Here is a 14,827-nt window from a genome sequence, read left to right as displayed (position 1 = left end):
GGCCCGCGACCTCGGGATGACGGGTAGACCGTCATGTTCGAGTTCCTCCTGGCGCTCGTCACCGCCGGCACCATCGGCGTGCTGCTGATCCCGCTGCTGCGCACGCGCCTCGCGGGCACCAGCCGGCTCGACAACGATCTCGCCATCTATCGCGACCAGCTGGCCGAGGTGGAGCGCGAGCGCGCCGCGGGCAGCCTCAGCGAGACCGACGCCGCTTCCGCCCGCACCGAGATCGAGCGCCGCATCCTCGCCGCCGCGGAGAAGGATGCGCCCGAGCGGCAGCCCAAGCCCGACGCGGCGCTGCATCGCCTGCTGCCGCCCGTGCTCTGCCTGCTGATCCCCGCCCTCGCGCTCGGCCTCTACCTGAAGATCGGCCAGCCCGGCCTGCCCTCCGCCCCCTTCATCCCGCACACCGGCCGCCCCGCCGCGCCGGCGGACCAGGGCCCGAGCCTCGCCCAGCAGATCGCCACCCTGCGCGAGCGGCTGAAGCAGGCGCCCGACGATCCCGACCTGCTCTCCGCCCTGGGCGAATTGCTGACGCAGAAAGCCGACGGCGTCGTCTCCCAGCCCGCCGTCGAGGCGTTCCAGAAGGCGCTGGCGAAGCAGCCCGGCGATGCCCGCGCCCAGTTCTATCTTGGCCTGCACGAGAGCCAGGCCGGCGACTCGAAGGCCGCCCTGAAGCGCTGGCTCGATCTCGAGGCGCAATCGCCCGACGACGCGCCGTGGCTGGCCATGCTGCGCGCCGAGATCGACCGGGTGGCGAAGCAGGCCAACCTCGATCCGCTTGCGATCAAGCCCGACCGCAGGCCCCCTGCGCCACCGCCGGCCGCGCCCGCCGCGCCGCCCATGGCCTCCGGCGGCATGGGCATGCCGCAGCCGACGCCGGAGCAGCGCGAGGCGATGGCGAAGATGAGCCCGGCCGAGCGCCAGCAGGCGATCCGCGGCATGGTCGACCAGCTCGAGGCCAAGCTGCGCGATGCGCCACCCGGCCAGCCAGCCGATCGCGACGGCTGGCTGCGGCTGGCCAACGCGCGCCGCGTGCTGGGCGATGCGCCGAAGGCCGCCGAGGCCTTCGCCAAGGCCGATGCGCTGAAGCCGCTGGACCCGCGCCAGCTCGCCGACTGGGCCGAGGTCGAGGTGCGCCAGATCCAGCCCGGCGCGGCGCCTTCGCCCGAGGCCGTCGCCGTGCTGACACGCCTCGAACAGGCCGAACCCGACAACGGCCTGGCGCTGTTCTATCTCGGCGCCGCCTCCTTCGCCCACGGCGACAAGGCCGACGCCGCCCGCCGCTGGAAGAAGCTTTTAGCTTTGCTCCCGCCCGACGCCCCGATCCGCAAGATGCTGGAGGAGAAGATCAAGCAGGCGGAGTAGACGGCGAACACTTGGAGCGGCGTCCTATCGCGCTTTCAATTCCATGTGCGGGCGCGGCGCCCGGCGTAGATGAAAACATGCCAGCACGACGACCTGTCCGTTCTCGATCAGGTAGAACACGCCGTAGGGAAAGCGGCGTAGGGGCGCACGCCGGATACCCGGCATCACCTCGTGATAGAGCGCTGGATTTTGCTGCAGATGGGCTTCGATCCGCCGCAACTCGTCGAGGAATGCCACGCCCACTCCCGGGCGCTGGGCTTCGTGATATTCGACGATATCGGTGATCTCGGCTTCGGCCGCTCTCTTGTAGACGACCGTGACGGCCACGCCTCAGCCAGCGAGCAGCTTGCGGCGAATCTGATCCAGCGTGACGGTCGGCTCGTTCGGATTCATAAAATGATCGCGCTGCCGCTCACTGAGTTCTCGCCTCTGTTCGACGCTGAGGGGACGCGCGGCTTCATCGTCGGAAACGCCATCGAGCAACGCCCAAGCGATATCGACCCGTTCTTGTGCGGGGAGCTGCTGAAGCTCATGGAGCCAAGACTTTCTGTCCATGTAATAAAGGTACTCCTCATCGCGCGATTTTCAACCCTGGCCGACTGGGCCGAGGCTGAGGTGCGCCAGATCCAGCCCGCTGTGCCTCTGGCGGACCAGCTCGTCCCCGCGCTAAGATTCCACCGGGGGCACAACTATGAAGACGCCGAAACAGCGCCGACCGCGGCGCCAAGGCCTTGCTGAAGGGCAACAAGGAGGAAAAGGTCCTCCAGCTCTTCCCGGAAGGCGCGCGTGTCCGGGCGACAAACCACAAGAAATCATTCAGCGCCATCATCCGGCGCGACGGGCAGGTGCGGTTCGACGGAACGCTCTACAGCTCGCTGTCTGCCGCTGCAAAGGCAGCTCTCGGCAGATCGGTGAATGGCTGGTGGTTCTGGCAGGTCGAGCGGGGCAAGAACAATTGGATTAGACTCCACGAAGCTAGGCGCGCCGGCATCCCCATCTTCCGGCGCAAGTGACTCTCTAACAGTCAAGAATCGGAACACCATCCCGTCCATGAACGACTCCAAGCTTTCCGCGTTTCTCTGGTCCGTCGCCGATCTTCTTCGGGGCGACTACAAGCAATCCGACTATGGCAAGGTGATCCTGCCCTTCACGGTGCTGCGGCGCCTCGATTGCGTCCTCGAGCCGACCAAGGCCGCTGTGCGCGCCGAGCTGGCCAAGCGCAAGGCCGCCGGCGTCAATCCCGAGCCGTTTCTGCTGAAGAAGTCGGGGCAGGGTTTCTACAACGTCTCGGACCTCGACCTGAAGACGCTGATGGGCGACCAGGCCAATATCGCCGAGAATCTGCGCGCCTATCTGCAGGGCTTCTCGCCGTCCGTGCGCGACATCTTCGAAAGCTTCGACTTCCACACCCAGATCGATCGGCTCACCAAGGCCGGCCTGCTCTACCTCGTCACCGAGAAGTTCGCGAACGTCGACCTTCACCCCAATGTCGTCGGCAACGCCCAGATGGGCATGGTGTTCGAGGAGTTGATCCGCAAGTTCGCCGAGCTTTCCAACGAGACGGCCGGCGAGCACTTCACGCCGCGCGAGGTCATCCGCCTCATGGTCAATCTGCTCTTCATCGAAGACGATGAAGCGCTGACCAAACCCGGTGTGGTACGCTCGATCTACGATCCGACCGCCGGCACCGGCGGGATGCTGAGCGTCGCCAGCGAGCATCTGGCGGAGCTCAACCCGAAGGCGCGTCTCGTCGTGTATGGGCAGGAGCTGAACCCCGAATCCTACGCCATCTGCAAGGCGGACATGCTCATCAAGGGCGAGGAGATCACCAACATCGTCTTCGGCAACACGCTTTCCGCTGATGGCCTGCCGGGGCAGAAATTCGACTACATGCTCTCCAATCCTCCCTTCGGCGTGGAGTGGAAGAAGATCGAGAAGGAGATCCGCAAGGAAGCAGAGCAGATGGGCTACAACGGCCGCTTCGGGCCGGGCCTGCCGCGCGTCAGCGACGGCTCGCTGCTCTTCCTGCTCCATCTCGTCTCGAAGATGCGGCCCGCTGCCGAGGGCGGCAGCCGCTTCGGGATCGTGCTCAACGGCTCGCCGCTGTTCACCGGCGGCGCCGGCTCGGGCGAGAGTGAAATCCGCCGCTATATGCTGGAGAACGACTTCGTGGAGGCCATCATCGGCCTGCCGACCGACATGTTCTACAATACCGGCATCGCGACCTACATCTGGATCGTCAGCAATCGCAAGCCAGCCGCGCGCAAGGGCAAGCTGCAGCTTATCGACGCCAGCGGCTTCTGGCAGAAGATGCGCAAGAGCCTGGGCAGCAAGCGCAAGGAGCTGAGTCCGGACCATATCGACGACATCACGCGCCTGTTCGGCCAATTCGAGGAGGTTACGCGCGACGGCGTTCCGATCAGCCGCATCTTCGAAAGCAAGGCGTTCGGCTACCGCACCATCACCGTCGAGCGTCCCGAGAAGGATGCCGCTGGCAAGATCGTTCTCGGCACCAAGGGCAAGGGCAAAGGCAAGCCGGTTCCGGACGCCTCGCTCCGTGACACCGAGAACGTGCCGCTCGCCGAGGACGTGGAGACGTACTTCGAACGCGAGGTCCTGCCCCACGCGCCTGATGCGTGGATCGATCCCGGCAAGACCAAGATCGGCTACGAGATTCCCTTCAATCGGCACTTTTATGTTTTCAAGCCGCCGCGGCCACTCGCCGAGATCGATGCTGAGTTGAACAGCGTGACCACTCGCATCTTGGATATGATCGGTGGGCTCACCGCATGAGTTTTCAGCGCTACCCGAAATACAAGGATAGTGGGACACCATGGCTGAGCCATGTTCCCGAGCATTGGGAGATCGTTCAATTTAAGCAGCTTGTCGAAGTTCAAAATGGGGTGGATCACAAGCACGTCGAGCAAGCGGACGGATATCCAGTATTTGGATCGGGTGGGCCATTTACCTATGCATCGGACTTTCTTTACGATGGCGAATCAGTTCTGCTGGGTAGAAAGGGAACGATCGACAAACCGCTCCACGTGATCGGTCGTTTCTGGACTGTCGACACCATGTACTGGACAAAAATCTGCCCCGGCACATACGGACGTTTCGCCTTCTACGCGGCTCTGGTTATTCCCTTCGACTTTTACTCAACTAACACCGCGCTGCCGAGCATGACAAAAAGCGTCTTGAGTAGTCATCTACTCGCGCGCCCTCCATTAGCCGAGCAAATTCATATCGCCGCTTTTCTGGACCGAGAGACAGAAAAAATCGATGAGCTGGTCGCGGAACAGCAGCGGCTGATCGAGCTTCTGAAGGAAAAGCGCCAAGCCGTCATCTCCCACGCCGTTACCAAGGGACTCAATCCCGCCGTTCGCATGAAGCCTTCTGGCATCGAATGGCTCGGCGATGTGCCCGCGCATTGGGCGGTGAAGCGACTCAGGCATATTAGTCCAGAGATTACGGTCGGCATCGTGGTTGAGCCTTCGAAATACTATACAGACGAAGGTGTTCCTGCCCTTCGATCACTGAACATACGACCGGGCGCGATGAAGCTAGAGAACCTAGTCTTCATCTCGGAATCCGCAAATGAGCTGCATAAGAAATCGCAGCTCCGGGCTGGCGACTTGGTCGCCGTACGTTCGGGTCAGCCAGGAACGACAGCTATCGTTCCAAAAGAACTCGACGGATGCAATTGCATCGATCTGATCATTGTCCGCAAGCCGGCCATCGATAGCGAGAAGTTCTTGTGCTGGTATTTAGCTTCCGACGCTGCCGTCATGCAGTTTTCCGTAGGGTCGGATGGCGCGATCCAACAACATTTTAACGTTGGAACCGCAATGAACCTGGTTGTTTCCATGCCGACGCCAGCAGAACAGGAGCAGATAGTCGACTTTATCGATAGGGAAGCGAGTAAGCTCGATTCGCTCGTCGCTGAAGCTCAGCACGCGATTGGTCTTCTGCAAGAGCGCCGCACCGCCCTGATCTCCGCAGCCGTCACCGGCCAGATTGACGTGCGCGGGCTTGCCGAACGGAAGGCCGCATGAACCTTCACAAGGAGATCAGCTTCGAGACGGAGATTTGCCAGCACCTGAAGGCGCATGGCTGGTTCTACGCCGAGGCCGATGCCACCAGATACGACAAAGCGCGAGCCCTCTTCCCGTCCGACGTTCTCGCCTGGGTACAGGATGCCCAGCCCACGGCATGGGAAACGCTGAAGAAGAACCACGGCTCGAAAGCGGAGGAAACGCTGCTGGGCCGCCTGCGCGAGCAGCTCGACAAGCGCGGCACACTCGACGTGCTGCGGCACGGGATCGAACTGCTCGGGCTGAAGCAGCCCCTGAAGCTGGCCGAGTTCAAGCCGGCCTTCGGGCTCAACCCCGACATCCTAGCCCGCTACCGCGCCAACCGGCTGCGCGTGGTGCGGCAGGTCCGCTATTCCCAGCACAACGAGAACAGCATCGATCTGGTGCTGTTCCTGAATGGCCTGCCGGTCGCGACGGCGGAGCTGAAGACGGACTTCACCCAGAGCATCGACGATGCGGTCGACCAGTATCGGTTCGACCGGCTGCCGCGGCCGAAGGGACAGACGCCGGAGCCGCTGCTGTCCTTCCCGTCCGGCGCGCTCGTGCATTTCGCGGTTAGCAATGCCGAGGTCCGGATGGTGACGCGGCTGGATGGGCCAGGGACCATGTTCTTGCCGTTCAACCGGGGCAACGAGGGCGGCGCCGGCAATCCGGTCAATCCGAAAGGCGGCCACCGCACGGCCTATCTCTGGGAGCAGGTCTGGGAGCGCGAAAGCTGGCTGGAGATCATCGGCCGCTACCTGATCGCGCAACGGGACAAGAAAAAGCAGATCGAGCGGATCGTCTTCCCGCGCTTCCACCAGCTCGACGTCACGCGCAAGCTGCAGGCGGCGGTGCTGGCCGAAGGCGTCGGCGGCAAATATCTGGTCCAGCATTCGGCGGGCTCGGGCAAGACCAACTCCATCGCCTGGACGGCGCATTTCCTGGCCGAGCTGCACGACTCGCAGAACAAGAAAGTGTTCGATTCGGTGCTGGTGGTATCGGACCGCAACGTGATCGATGCGCAACTCCAGGAGGCGCTGTTCGATTTCCAGCGCACCACAGGCGTCGTGGCGACGATCACCAACAAGGAGGGCAGCAAGAGCGGCAAGCTCGCCGAGGCGCTGTCGGGCGACAAGAAGATCGTGGTCTGCACCATCCAGACCTTTCCCTTCGCGCTGGAGGCGGTGCGCGAACTGGCGGCGACGCAAGGCAAGCGCTTCGCGGTGATCGCCGACGAGGCGCACAGCTCCCAGACCGGCGAGGCGGCGGCGAAGCTCAAGGCCGTGCTGTCGCCCGAGGAGCTGAAGGAGGTCGAGGACGGCGGCGAGGTCAGCGGCGAGGACGTGCTCGCGGCCCAGATGGCGGCGCGGGCGGAGGATCGGGGCATCACTTTCGTGGCCTTCACGGCGACGCCCAAGAACAAGACGATGGAGCTGTTCGGGACGCGCCCGGACCCCACGCGAAAGCCGGCGCCCGACAACGTGCCGGCGCCGTTCCACGTCTATTCGATGCGGCAGGCGATCGAGGAGGGATTCATCCTCGACGTGCTGCAGAACTACACGTCCTACAAGCTCCTTTTCAAACTGGCGCAGGAGGACAAGGAGTTCGATGAAACCGAGGTCGAGCGCAGCGCGGCGCTGAAGAAGATCATGGGCTGGGTGCGGCTGCATTCCTACAATATCGCCCAGAGGATCGAGATCGTCGTCGAGCACTATCGCCGGTTCGTGGCGCCCCTGCTCGACGGCAAGGCCAAGGCCATGGTGGTGGTCAGCAGCCGGGTTGAGGCGGTGCGCTGGAAGCTGGCGATCGACAAATACATCAAGTCGCACGGCTACAAGATCGGCACGCTCGTCGCCTTCTCCGGCGAGGTGAATGACAAGGAGTCCGGCCCCGACGCCTTCACGGAAAACAGCAAGGCGCTCAATCCCAACCTCAAGGGCCGTGATATCCGCGAAGCCTTCAAGGGCGACGAGTACCAGATCCTGCTGGTGGCGAACAAATTCCAGACCGGATTCGACCAGCCGCTGCTCTGCGGCATGTATGTCGACAAGCGGCTGGCCGGCATCCAGGCGGTGCAGACTCTGTCGCGCCTCAATCGCGCCCACCCGGGCAAGGACACGACCTACGTCCTCGATTTCGTCAACGACTCGGCCGAGGTGCTGGAGGCGTTCAAGGTCTATTACAAGACCGCCGAACTTTCGGGCACGACCGACCCCAACCTGATCTTCGACCTGCGCGCCAAGCTGGATGCCGCGGGTCATTACGATGACTTCGAGATCGATCGCGTGGTGGCGGTCGAACTCGACCCCAAGTCCAAGCAGGGCGACCTGGTGGCGGCGCTGGAACCGGTGCACGACCGGGTGATCAAGCGCTACAAGGCCGCGCAGCAGGAGCTGCAGACGGCGACGGAGAAACAGCAGGAGACGGCGGCCGCCAATGCCCGAGACGAACTGGACGCCCTGAAGCTCTTCAAGGCGGACATGGGAGCGTTCGTCCGCCTCTATACGTTCCTGTCGCAGATCTACGACTACGGCAATACGGCCATCGAGAAGCGGGCGATCTTCTACAAGCGCCTGCTGCCCCTGCTCGAATTCGGCCGCGAGCGCGAGCAGATCGACGTCTCGAAGATCGTGCTCACGCATCACCACCTGAAGGACCTCGGCAAGCAGGCGATGCCGCTCAACGACGGCAAGACGCCCAAGCTCGATCCGATCGCCGAAGCCGGCAGCGGCAGCCTGCAGGACAAGGAAAAGGCTTATCTGAGCGAAATCATCGAAAAGGTGAACGATCTCTTCGAGGGTGATCTCTCGGATCAGGACAAGCTGGTGTACGTGAACAACGTCATCAAGGGGAAGCTGCTGGAGTCCGAGACGCTGCGGCAGCAGGCGGTGAACAACACCAAGGAGCAGTTCGCCAACTCGCCCGATCTCAAGACCGAGCTGTTGAACGCGATCATGGGCGCCCTGGACGCCCATAACGCCATGAGCACGCAGGCGCTCAACTCCGATACGGTCCAGCAGGGCCTGAAGGACGTCCTGCTGAACAACGCCGGCCTGTACGAGAGCCTCCGGAAGGCATCGGACACGTAGAGTTCGGCTTGATCATTACCTCCCGTACAATCGCCCCGCGCTCGCACCTGTCGTACCTCCTTCGCACCACAACCGAGCCAAAGGAGGTCACCATGTCCAACCGCACCATCGCCGCTCCCACCGCCGTTGCGCCGGCGGTCGAGGCCACCATCGAGGCCTACGTCGCCACCTGGAACGAGACCGATGCCGGCCGCCGCCGCGCCGGGATCGCGCGGGCCTGGGCGCCGGCGGGCACCTATCGCGATCCGGTCATGGCGTCGGACGGGCCGGCCGAGATCGACGCCATGTTGGGCGCCGTGCAGGCCAAGTTCCCGGGCTTCGTGCTGAAGCGGACCTCGAAGATCGACAGTCACGTCGCGGCCGGGGAGCGATACGTCCGCTTCACCTGGTCGCTCGGGCCCGAGGCCGGGCCGTCGGTCGTCGAGGGCGTCGATTTCTGCACGCTCGATGGCGAGGGCCGGCTGCGGTCGGTCGTCGGCTTCATCGACAAGATGCCGTCGGCCTAGCCGGCCGCGCCGTCGGTCAGCGGCGGGCCGGTCAGGTCCATAATGCGGGGCGCGGGGAGGCCCGTGATAAGGTCTTCCCGTCCCCGTCGTCCTCGCTCTATGCCTCGTCTGGAGGGCGGGTGTTTCGCGCGGGCGAGTTAGCGCAGTTAGCGCTACCCCGCTGACGGTCTTTGTCCGCCTGCGTCTGCTTCTGCGGCCGACGGTCCGTCGGTGATCGAGGGCGTCGATTTCGGCACGCTGACGCCCGAGGGCAAGCTCGCCTCGATCGTCGGCTTCATCGACAAGATGCCGACCGCCTGAGCCGCGACGGCGGGGCAGGAGCCGGTGGTCCGGCTCCCTGCTCCGCTCCGGTCACTTCACTTTTCCTCATGCGTCAGGAGACCGGCGGCGCGGCCGTCGCCGAGTCGGGGGTAAGAACCGGAATCGGCGCTTGGCGGGCGGCGGCGTTAGGATGGCCGCGAAAGAGTATGTCCGGTGTCCGCATCCGCTGTTCCGCTCCGCGCCGTCGGGAAGGCCGCGCCCCTTTATGGGCCATTTATTTAATGGCGACCCACCAGCGCAGCGGGTTGGCAAGCCCGAAAGTCGTCGTGGCGCGCCGCCTCGGGGCCGCGCCCCGTGCATGGCGGTCCGGCGCGCATCGATGTCGCGGCTGGCTCCTTACCGGCTGGGCGATGCCCGAGTTTTCTTGAGGTCTCCGCCGTGCCCTCGCGCACCGGGCGCAAGGCCGTCGCTGCGGCTTGCGCAAGCGTCGCGTGCGGGCGGCGGAACGACCGAGGCGCGTTATCGCTCGGCCGGTCGTTCCAGGCCGTTGGCGGCGAAGGTGGCGCCGACCGCGGGATTGATCTTCAGCGCCAGCGCCACGTCGGCCCGGCCGGCATCGGCCTCGCCGCGTTCCAGTCTCGCCAGGCCGCGTCCGTAGAGCGCATGCGCTTCCGTCGGCCGCGCCTTCAGCACCCGGTCGAAGCCGGCGATCGCCTGGCTGACATTGTGCTGCTGCAGCTCGGCCAGGGCATTCGCCTCCTGCGCCTCGAGGCTGCGCGGCGCCCGTTGCAGCGCGCGCTCGCACTCGGCCGATGCGCTGGCGCTGCTGCCGGCCTGCAGTCCCTGGGCGAGGCACTTGCCGATCACGGCCTCGGCGAGGTCGGGAGCGAGCGCCAGCACCGTGTCGTAGTCGGCGATCGACTGCGCATAGGCGCCGGCGGCGAAGTGAGACGCGGCGCGGGCGTAGTAGGCGGCGGCTGCGCCGGGAGTCAGCGTCACGACGCGGTCGAGGTCGGCAAGGGCCTTGTCGTGATCGCCCTGCCAGGCATGGACGCGGGCGCGATCGAAGTACGGTTGCGCCGCGGCGGGATCGAGCCGGATCGCCTCGTCGAAATCGGCCAGGCCGCGATCGATGCTGCCGGCCATCACCTCGATGATGCCGCGATAGTAGCGGGCGCGGGCGAAGCGCGGCGCCAGTGCGACGGCGCGATCGAGATCGGCCAGACCCTTGTCGAAGGCGCGCCGCGGCGCCTGGGCGAGGCCGCGATGGGTCAGGGCGATGACGTTGTTGGGCTCGATTTCCAGGGCCTTCGTGAAGTCGTCGAGGGCGAGGTCGTATTGCTGCTTCTGCGTGTAGGAGACGATGCCGCGATCGATGAGCGGGGCGACGTTGCCGGGATCGAGGCGATGGGCTTCGCCATAGTCGGCGATCGCCTTGTCGGGCTCGTTCAGCGCCTGATAGGCGAGGCCGCGCTGGAGATGGCCGTTGGCGTTGCCGGGCACCAGCCGCAGCGCCTCGCTGAAGTCGGCGACGGCGTTCTTCATCAGGGCGAGCGCGCGGCCGGGCTCGGTGGCGGGATCCGTGGTCGCAGTGTCGAGGGCGGCGCGGCCGCGGCGATAATAGGTTTCGGCGCGCTGCGTTTCCGGCGGCAGTGCGCGGACTGTCTGGCTCGCTTCGCGCGGGCCGCCCTTGAAGAAGATCGGGCCGACGGGAATTGCTTTTTCCTGTCCCGGAATGGGACCGGCCATCGGCAGGCCGGGCATCAGGGGCGGCGACAGGCCCTGCGCCTGCGCCAGCGGGATCGCACCATCGCAGCCGAGCGCGAGTGCGACCAGGACGCCCTGTGCCAGCCGCCGCAGGGTGAAGGACGGTGGGGTTTCCCGAGTGAGGGTGCTTTCCCGCGTGTGGGCCATAAAACGCTCCTCTGCTCACACAGACGAAAGACGGCAGTCGTTGTTCTCGTGTGCGAGGGGAGCACTTGTAGGACGGCAGCGATTGCCACCGCCCGTTGAACGAACCTTAACCCCGATTCTTGACAGGGATATGTTGGTGTCAGTGCTGCAATAACTTCGCGCGGCACTCCGGGAGGGCGGAAGCGCGGACAATGCGATTATCGCATTGACTATTGCGTGCGGCTATCGCTATATTGAGATGAGCCAGTCACCGCCTCGAATGGCGCCATGCACGCATGCACGCATGCACGCATGCACGCATGCGCCATGCGGATTTCAGAATGCCGACCGCTTCCGAGGACGGTTAGGTGGAACGATTCGTCGCTTTGAGTGGTGGCGCATTTCAGCCTTGCATCGAAGCATGGCTGTCTTCACAGGCGGCCGTGCTACGGAAGACGTGTACATACAAAGGCCTTCTTCAGAGCCCGACCGTGAGGAATTCCGGTCGGGCTTTTTTTCGCCGTCGCGATGACGACGCGGAACGGGCCGCAGAGCGATCCGTCAGTGCGTGCCGCCGGGGGCCGTCGCCGGCGCGCTGTCGCCGCCGGCGGAAGGACCGGTCATGCCGCCCGGATTGTTCGGTGTCGCCGTGCTGCCGCCGAGCGGTGCGGCACCGGGTGTGGCAGGGCCGGGCGCGGTGTGCTCGGTCGTCAGCGGCGCCTGGGCCTGCTGGGTGTCGGCCGGCTTGTGGTTGAAATAGAGCAGCCCGCCGATCACGCCGATCGCCACCAGGAGCGCCAGAAGGACATAGGGCCCGCGGCCGCTATCCTCGATGGGCTCGAAGCGGGAATTGCCGTACTCGTCGTAAGGCCGGTTGCCCGGCGTGACATTGTAGGGGTCGCGGTTGTCGTAGTTGGCCATGGGATTCTCCTCGTTTTGGTCATCTCCCTTTCCCAACGACACCCCGGCCGCGGAGTTGCGGCATTTGGCGCAGGCCGTGCTAGGCTTTCGCATCGCTTGCGCATCACTTGGCTCCGTTCCGGAGGGAACCTTATGCCTGACGCACTTCCGCCTCTTTCGCCCGCGCTGCTCGACGCCGATGCCGCGCGGGCGCTGGTCGCGTCCTACGGTGAGGTGAGTTCGCTCGCCAAAGCCAAGGATATCGGCCGCATCGACGCCCATATGCGCCGCTTCATCTCGCTGGCGCCGATCTGCTTCGTCGCCACCGCCGATGCCGAGGGCCGGCAGGATGTGACGCCGCGCGGCGATCCGCCGGGCTCCTTCAAGGTGCTGGACGAGAGCACCGTCGCCATCGCCGACCGGCCCGGCAACAACCGGCTCGATACGCTGCGCAATCTGCTCGAGAATCCGGAGATCGCGCTGATCTTCCTGCTGCCCGGCACCAACGAGACGGTGCGGCTCGCCGGCACGGCGCGGCTCTCGACCGATCCCACGCTGCTGTCCGCGATGGCGGTGCAGGGCAAGGAACCGCGCTGCGCCATCGTCGTGTCGGTGCGGCAGGCCTATCTGCACTGTGCCAAGGCGCTGCTGCGGTCGCGGCTCTGGACCGGCGACTATGCCCAGCCCAAGGGGACCTTCCCGTCGATCGCGCGCATGATCGGCGACCAGCTGGGGCTTAGCGAAACGGACAAGGCGACCGGCGAGGCGCGCGTCGAACGGGCATATCGGGATGGATTATGGGAACCGCTGAAGTAGCGTCGTCGTCCTTCGTCGTCACCGGCGCCCGCGCCCGCCAGATGCGGGTCGTGCCGGCGCCGGTGCTGAAGCGTCTCTATGCCCGTTCCGATGTTGCCGGCGCGCTGCAGACCGCGGCGCATCTGGTGCTGCTGGTCGCGGGCGGCTGGCTGGTGTGGGCGACGCGCGGCACCTGGTGGGTGCTGCCGGCGCTGGTGATGCAGGGCCTGTTCATCAACGCGCTGTTCGCGGCCATGCACGAGTCGGTTCACTACGGCTCGTTCAAGACGCGCTGGATGGCCGATCTGCTGGCCTTCTTCTCGGGCGCCGCGATCCTCAACAACGCCGGCTACTACCGCCACTATCACATGGCGCATCACCGCTACACCCAGGATCCCGCCCGCGATCCCGAGCTTTTGAGCGCGCCGGCGCCGACCCGCTGGGGCCAATATCTGTGGCGCGTCTCGTCGATCCCGTTCCTGGTCCTGCGCCTGCGCGACGTGTTCCTGTTCCCGTTCGGCTATCGCGGCGGCATCACCTACATCCATGAACAGGCCTGGCCCGAGGTGCGGCGCTGGGGCCGCTGGCTGCTCGTCTTCTATGCGCTGCTGCTGGCCGGCTCGCTGGCGCTGCACACGACGCTGCTGCTCTGGGTCTGGCTCCTGCCGTTGCTGGTCGGGCTGCCGTTCCTGCGCCTCTATCTCGTCTGCGAGCATACGCTCTGCCCGCATTCCGACGACGGTTTCGCCAACACGCGCACGACCCTGAGCAACCCGCTGGTGCGTTTCCTGATGTGGAACCTGCCCTATCACGCCGAGCACCACCTGTTTCCCAACATCGCCTTCCACCACCTGCCCGAGGCGCACACCTATCTGCGCCCGCATCTCAAGCACGTGGCCAAGGGCTATATCCAGGTCCAGGCCGAGATCCTGCGCTCGCTGGCGTGAGCGCGAGGGGCGAGCATGCGGACCAGTGAGGGCGTATTCGATTGCGGTGACGTCACGCTGCAGCGCGGCGGCACGCTCAAGGGCGCGCGCATCGTCTACAAGACCTTCGGCACGCTGAACGCGGCGCGGGACAACGTCATCGTCTATCCCACAAGCTACGGCGCGCAGCACACCGACATCGAATGGCTGGTGCGGCCCGAACATGCGCTCGATCCCAGCCGCTATTTCGTCGTCATTCCCAACATGTTCACCAACGGGCTGAGCACGTCGCCTTCCAACTACGATGGCGCCTTCCCCGACGTGACGACCTGCGACAACGTCCTGCAGCAGCGGCGGCTGATGATGGAGGTGTTCGGCGTCGATCGCGTGCGGATGGTCTATGGCTGGTCGATGGGGGCGCAGCAGGCCTATCACTGGGCGGCGCTGTTCGGCGAATCGGTCGAGCGCATCGTCGTCAATTGCGGCTCGGCCCGCACGGCCCCGCACAACTTCGTCTTCCTCGAAGGCATCCGCACCACGTTGCAGGCGGCGGCCACGGCCGAGCAGGGCTTGCGCGCCATGGGCCGCATCTATGCCGGCTGGGCACTCAGCCAGACCTTCTATCGCCGCGAGCTGTGGCGCGGGCTGGGCTTCAGCGATCTCGAGGACTTCCTGGTGCGGTCCTGGGAAGCGAACTTCGTGCGCCGCGACAGGCGGGATCTGCTGGCGCAGCTCTGGACCTGGCAGCATAGCGACATCTCGGCCAACGATCTGTTTCGCGGCGATCTGGCGATGGCCCTGGCGGCGATCAAGGCGCGGGTGCTGCTGATGCCATCCGCGACCGATCTCTACTTCCAGACCGACGACAATCGCCTCGAGTTGCCGCATCTCAAGGACGCGACGCTGGTCGAAATCCCCTCGGTGTGGGGCCATCGTGCCGGCAATCCGCGCGACAATCCCGAGGATGCGGCCTTCCTCGACACCCAGGTCGAGGCGCTGCTGGCGCGCTGAGG

At 65.2% G+C, this 14,827-nt stretch carries 13 protein-coding genes; 9 read left to right on the top strand and 4 right to left on the bottom strand.

Going from position 1 to position 14,827, the window contains the following annotated elements; genetic code table 11:
- The first annotated feature begins 33 nt into the window (after positions 1–33).
- Positions 34–1,371 carry a c-type cytochrome biogenesis protein CcmI gene (gene ccmI / locus B5D62_RS16515; protein ID WP_085935007.1) on the top strand — a complete coding sequence of 446 codons (1,338 nt, stop codon included), beginning with the start codon at positions 34–36 and terminating at the stop codon, positions 1,369–1,371.
- Between the two features lie 24 nt (positions 1,372–1,395).
- Here the strand turns inward: ccmI and B5D62_RS16510 are convergent, their stop codons facing one another.
- Both B5D62_RS16510 and B5D62_RS32925 read right to left on the bottom strand, forming a co-directional pair.
- Positions 1,396–1,698, bottom strand: coding sequence for a type II toxin-antitoxin system RelE/ParE family toxin (locus B5D62_RS16510; protein WP_085935006.1), 303 nt, complete (start codon positions 1,696–1,698; stop codon positions 1,396–1,398).
- A gap of 3 nt (positions 1,699–1,701) precedes the next feature.
- Complete coding sequence (locus tag B5D62_RS32925) at positions 1,702–1,926, bottom strand: hypothetical protein (protein ID WP_139373927.1); 225 nt, start codon at positions 1,924–1,926, stop codon at positions 1,702–1,704.
- A gap of 176 nt (positions 1,927–2,102) precedes the next feature.
- Between B5D62_RS32925 and B5D62_RS16500 the strand changes: the two genes are divergently transcribed.
- The 5 genes from B5D62_RS16500 (at position 2,103) to B5D62_RS16480 (ending at position 9,039) form a co-directional block, all read left to right on the top strand.
- Positions 2,103–2,384 carry a restriction system modified-DNA reader domain-containing protein gene (locus tag B5D62_RS16500; RefSeq protein WP_085935004.1) on the top strand — a complete coding sequence of 94 codons (282 nt, stop codon included), beginning with the start codon at positions 2,103–2,105 and terminating at the stop codon, positions 2,382–2,384.
- A gap of 37 nt (positions 2,385–2,421) precedes the next feature.
- Positions 2,422–4,164: a type I restriction-modification system subunit M gene (locus tag B5D62_RS16495; protein WP_139373926.1), complete on the top strand. Its 1,743-nt coding sequence runs from the start codon at positions 2,422–2,424 to the stop codon at positions 4,162–4,164.
- A complete protein-coding gene (locus B5D62_RS16490; protein WP_085935002.1) occupies positions 4,161–5,423 on the top strand; it encodes a restriction endonuclease subunit S in 1,263 nt (420 codons plus the stop codon). The genes B5D62_RS16495 and B5D62_RS16490 overlap by 4 nt, the downstream gene beginning before the upstream one ends.
- Positions 5,420–8,533 (top strand): type I restriction endonuclease subunit R, encoded by a 3,114-nt coding sequence (locus tag B5D62_RS16485; RefSeq protein ID WP_085935001.1) that lies wholly within the window; start codon positions 5,420–5,422, stop codon positions 8,531–8,533. The genes B5D62_RS16490 and B5D62_RS16485 overlap by 4 nt, the downstream gene beginning before the upstream one ends.
- A gap of 92 nt (positions 8,534–8,625) precedes the next feature.
- On the top strand, positions 8,626–9,039 hold the full coding sequence (locus B5D62_RS16480; RefSeq protein WP_085935000.1) for a nuclear transport factor 2 family protein: 414 nt from the start codon (positions 8,626–8,628) through the stop codon (positions 9,037–9,039).
- Positions 9,040–9,819: 780 nt separating this feature from the next.
- On the opposite strand, the gene B5D62_RS16475 is transcribed toward B5D62_RS16480, so the two are convergent.
- Positions 9,820–11,214, bottom strand: coding sequence for a tetratricopeptide repeat protein (locus B5D62_RS16475; protein ID WP_085934999.1), 1,395 nt, complete (start codon positions 11,212–11,214; stop codon positions 9,820–9,822).
- Positions 11,215–11,754: 540 nt separating this feature from the next.
- Positions 11,755–12,114 (bottom strand): hypothetical protein, encoded by a 360-nt coding sequence (locus B5D62_RS33405; RefSeq protein ID WP_170920974.1) that lies wholly within the window; start codon positions 12,112–12,114, stop codon positions 11,755–11,757.
- A gap of 132 nt (positions 12,115–12,246) precedes the next feature.
- Between B5D62_RS33405 and B5D62_RS33400 the strand changes: the two genes are divergently transcribed.
- From B5D62_RS33400 to B5D62_RS16460, 3 genes are read left to right on the top strand one after another with little or no spacing between them, the layout of a single operon-like run.
- Positions 12,247–12,909: an MSMEG_1061 family FMN-dependent PPOX-type flavoprotein gene (locus tag B5D62_RS33400; protein ID WP_170920973.1), complete on the top strand. Its 663-nt coding sequence runs from the start codon at positions 12,247–12,249 to the stop codon at positions 12,907–12,909.
- Positions 12,891–13,835 (top strand): fatty acid desaturase, encoded by a 945-nt coding sequence (locus tag B5D62_RS16465; RefSeq protein ID WP_085934997.1) that lies wholly within the window; start codon positions 12,891–12,893, stop codon positions 13,833–13,835. The genes B5D62_RS33400 and B5D62_RS16465 overlap by 19 nt, the downstream gene beginning before the upstream one ends.
- Before the next feature lie 15 nt (positions 13,836–13,850).
- Positions 13,851–14,825, top strand: coding sequence for an alpha/beta fold hydrolase (locus tag B5D62_RS16460; RefSeq protein ID WP_085934996.1), 975 nt, complete (start codon positions 13,851–13,853; stop codon positions 14,823–14,825).
- Positions 14,826–14,827: the final 2 nt, after the last annotated feature.

The sequence above is a fragment of the Enhydrobacter aerosaccus genome (genome assembly GCF_900167455.1).
GTDB classification, from domain to species: domain Bacteria; phylum Pseudomonadota; class Alphaproteobacteria; order Reyranellales; family Reyranellaceae; genus Reyranella; species Reyranella aerosaccus.
The sequence above is the reverse complement of the archived record's forward strand: the minus strand, read 5'-3'. Positions and strand labels throughout refer to the sequence as shown.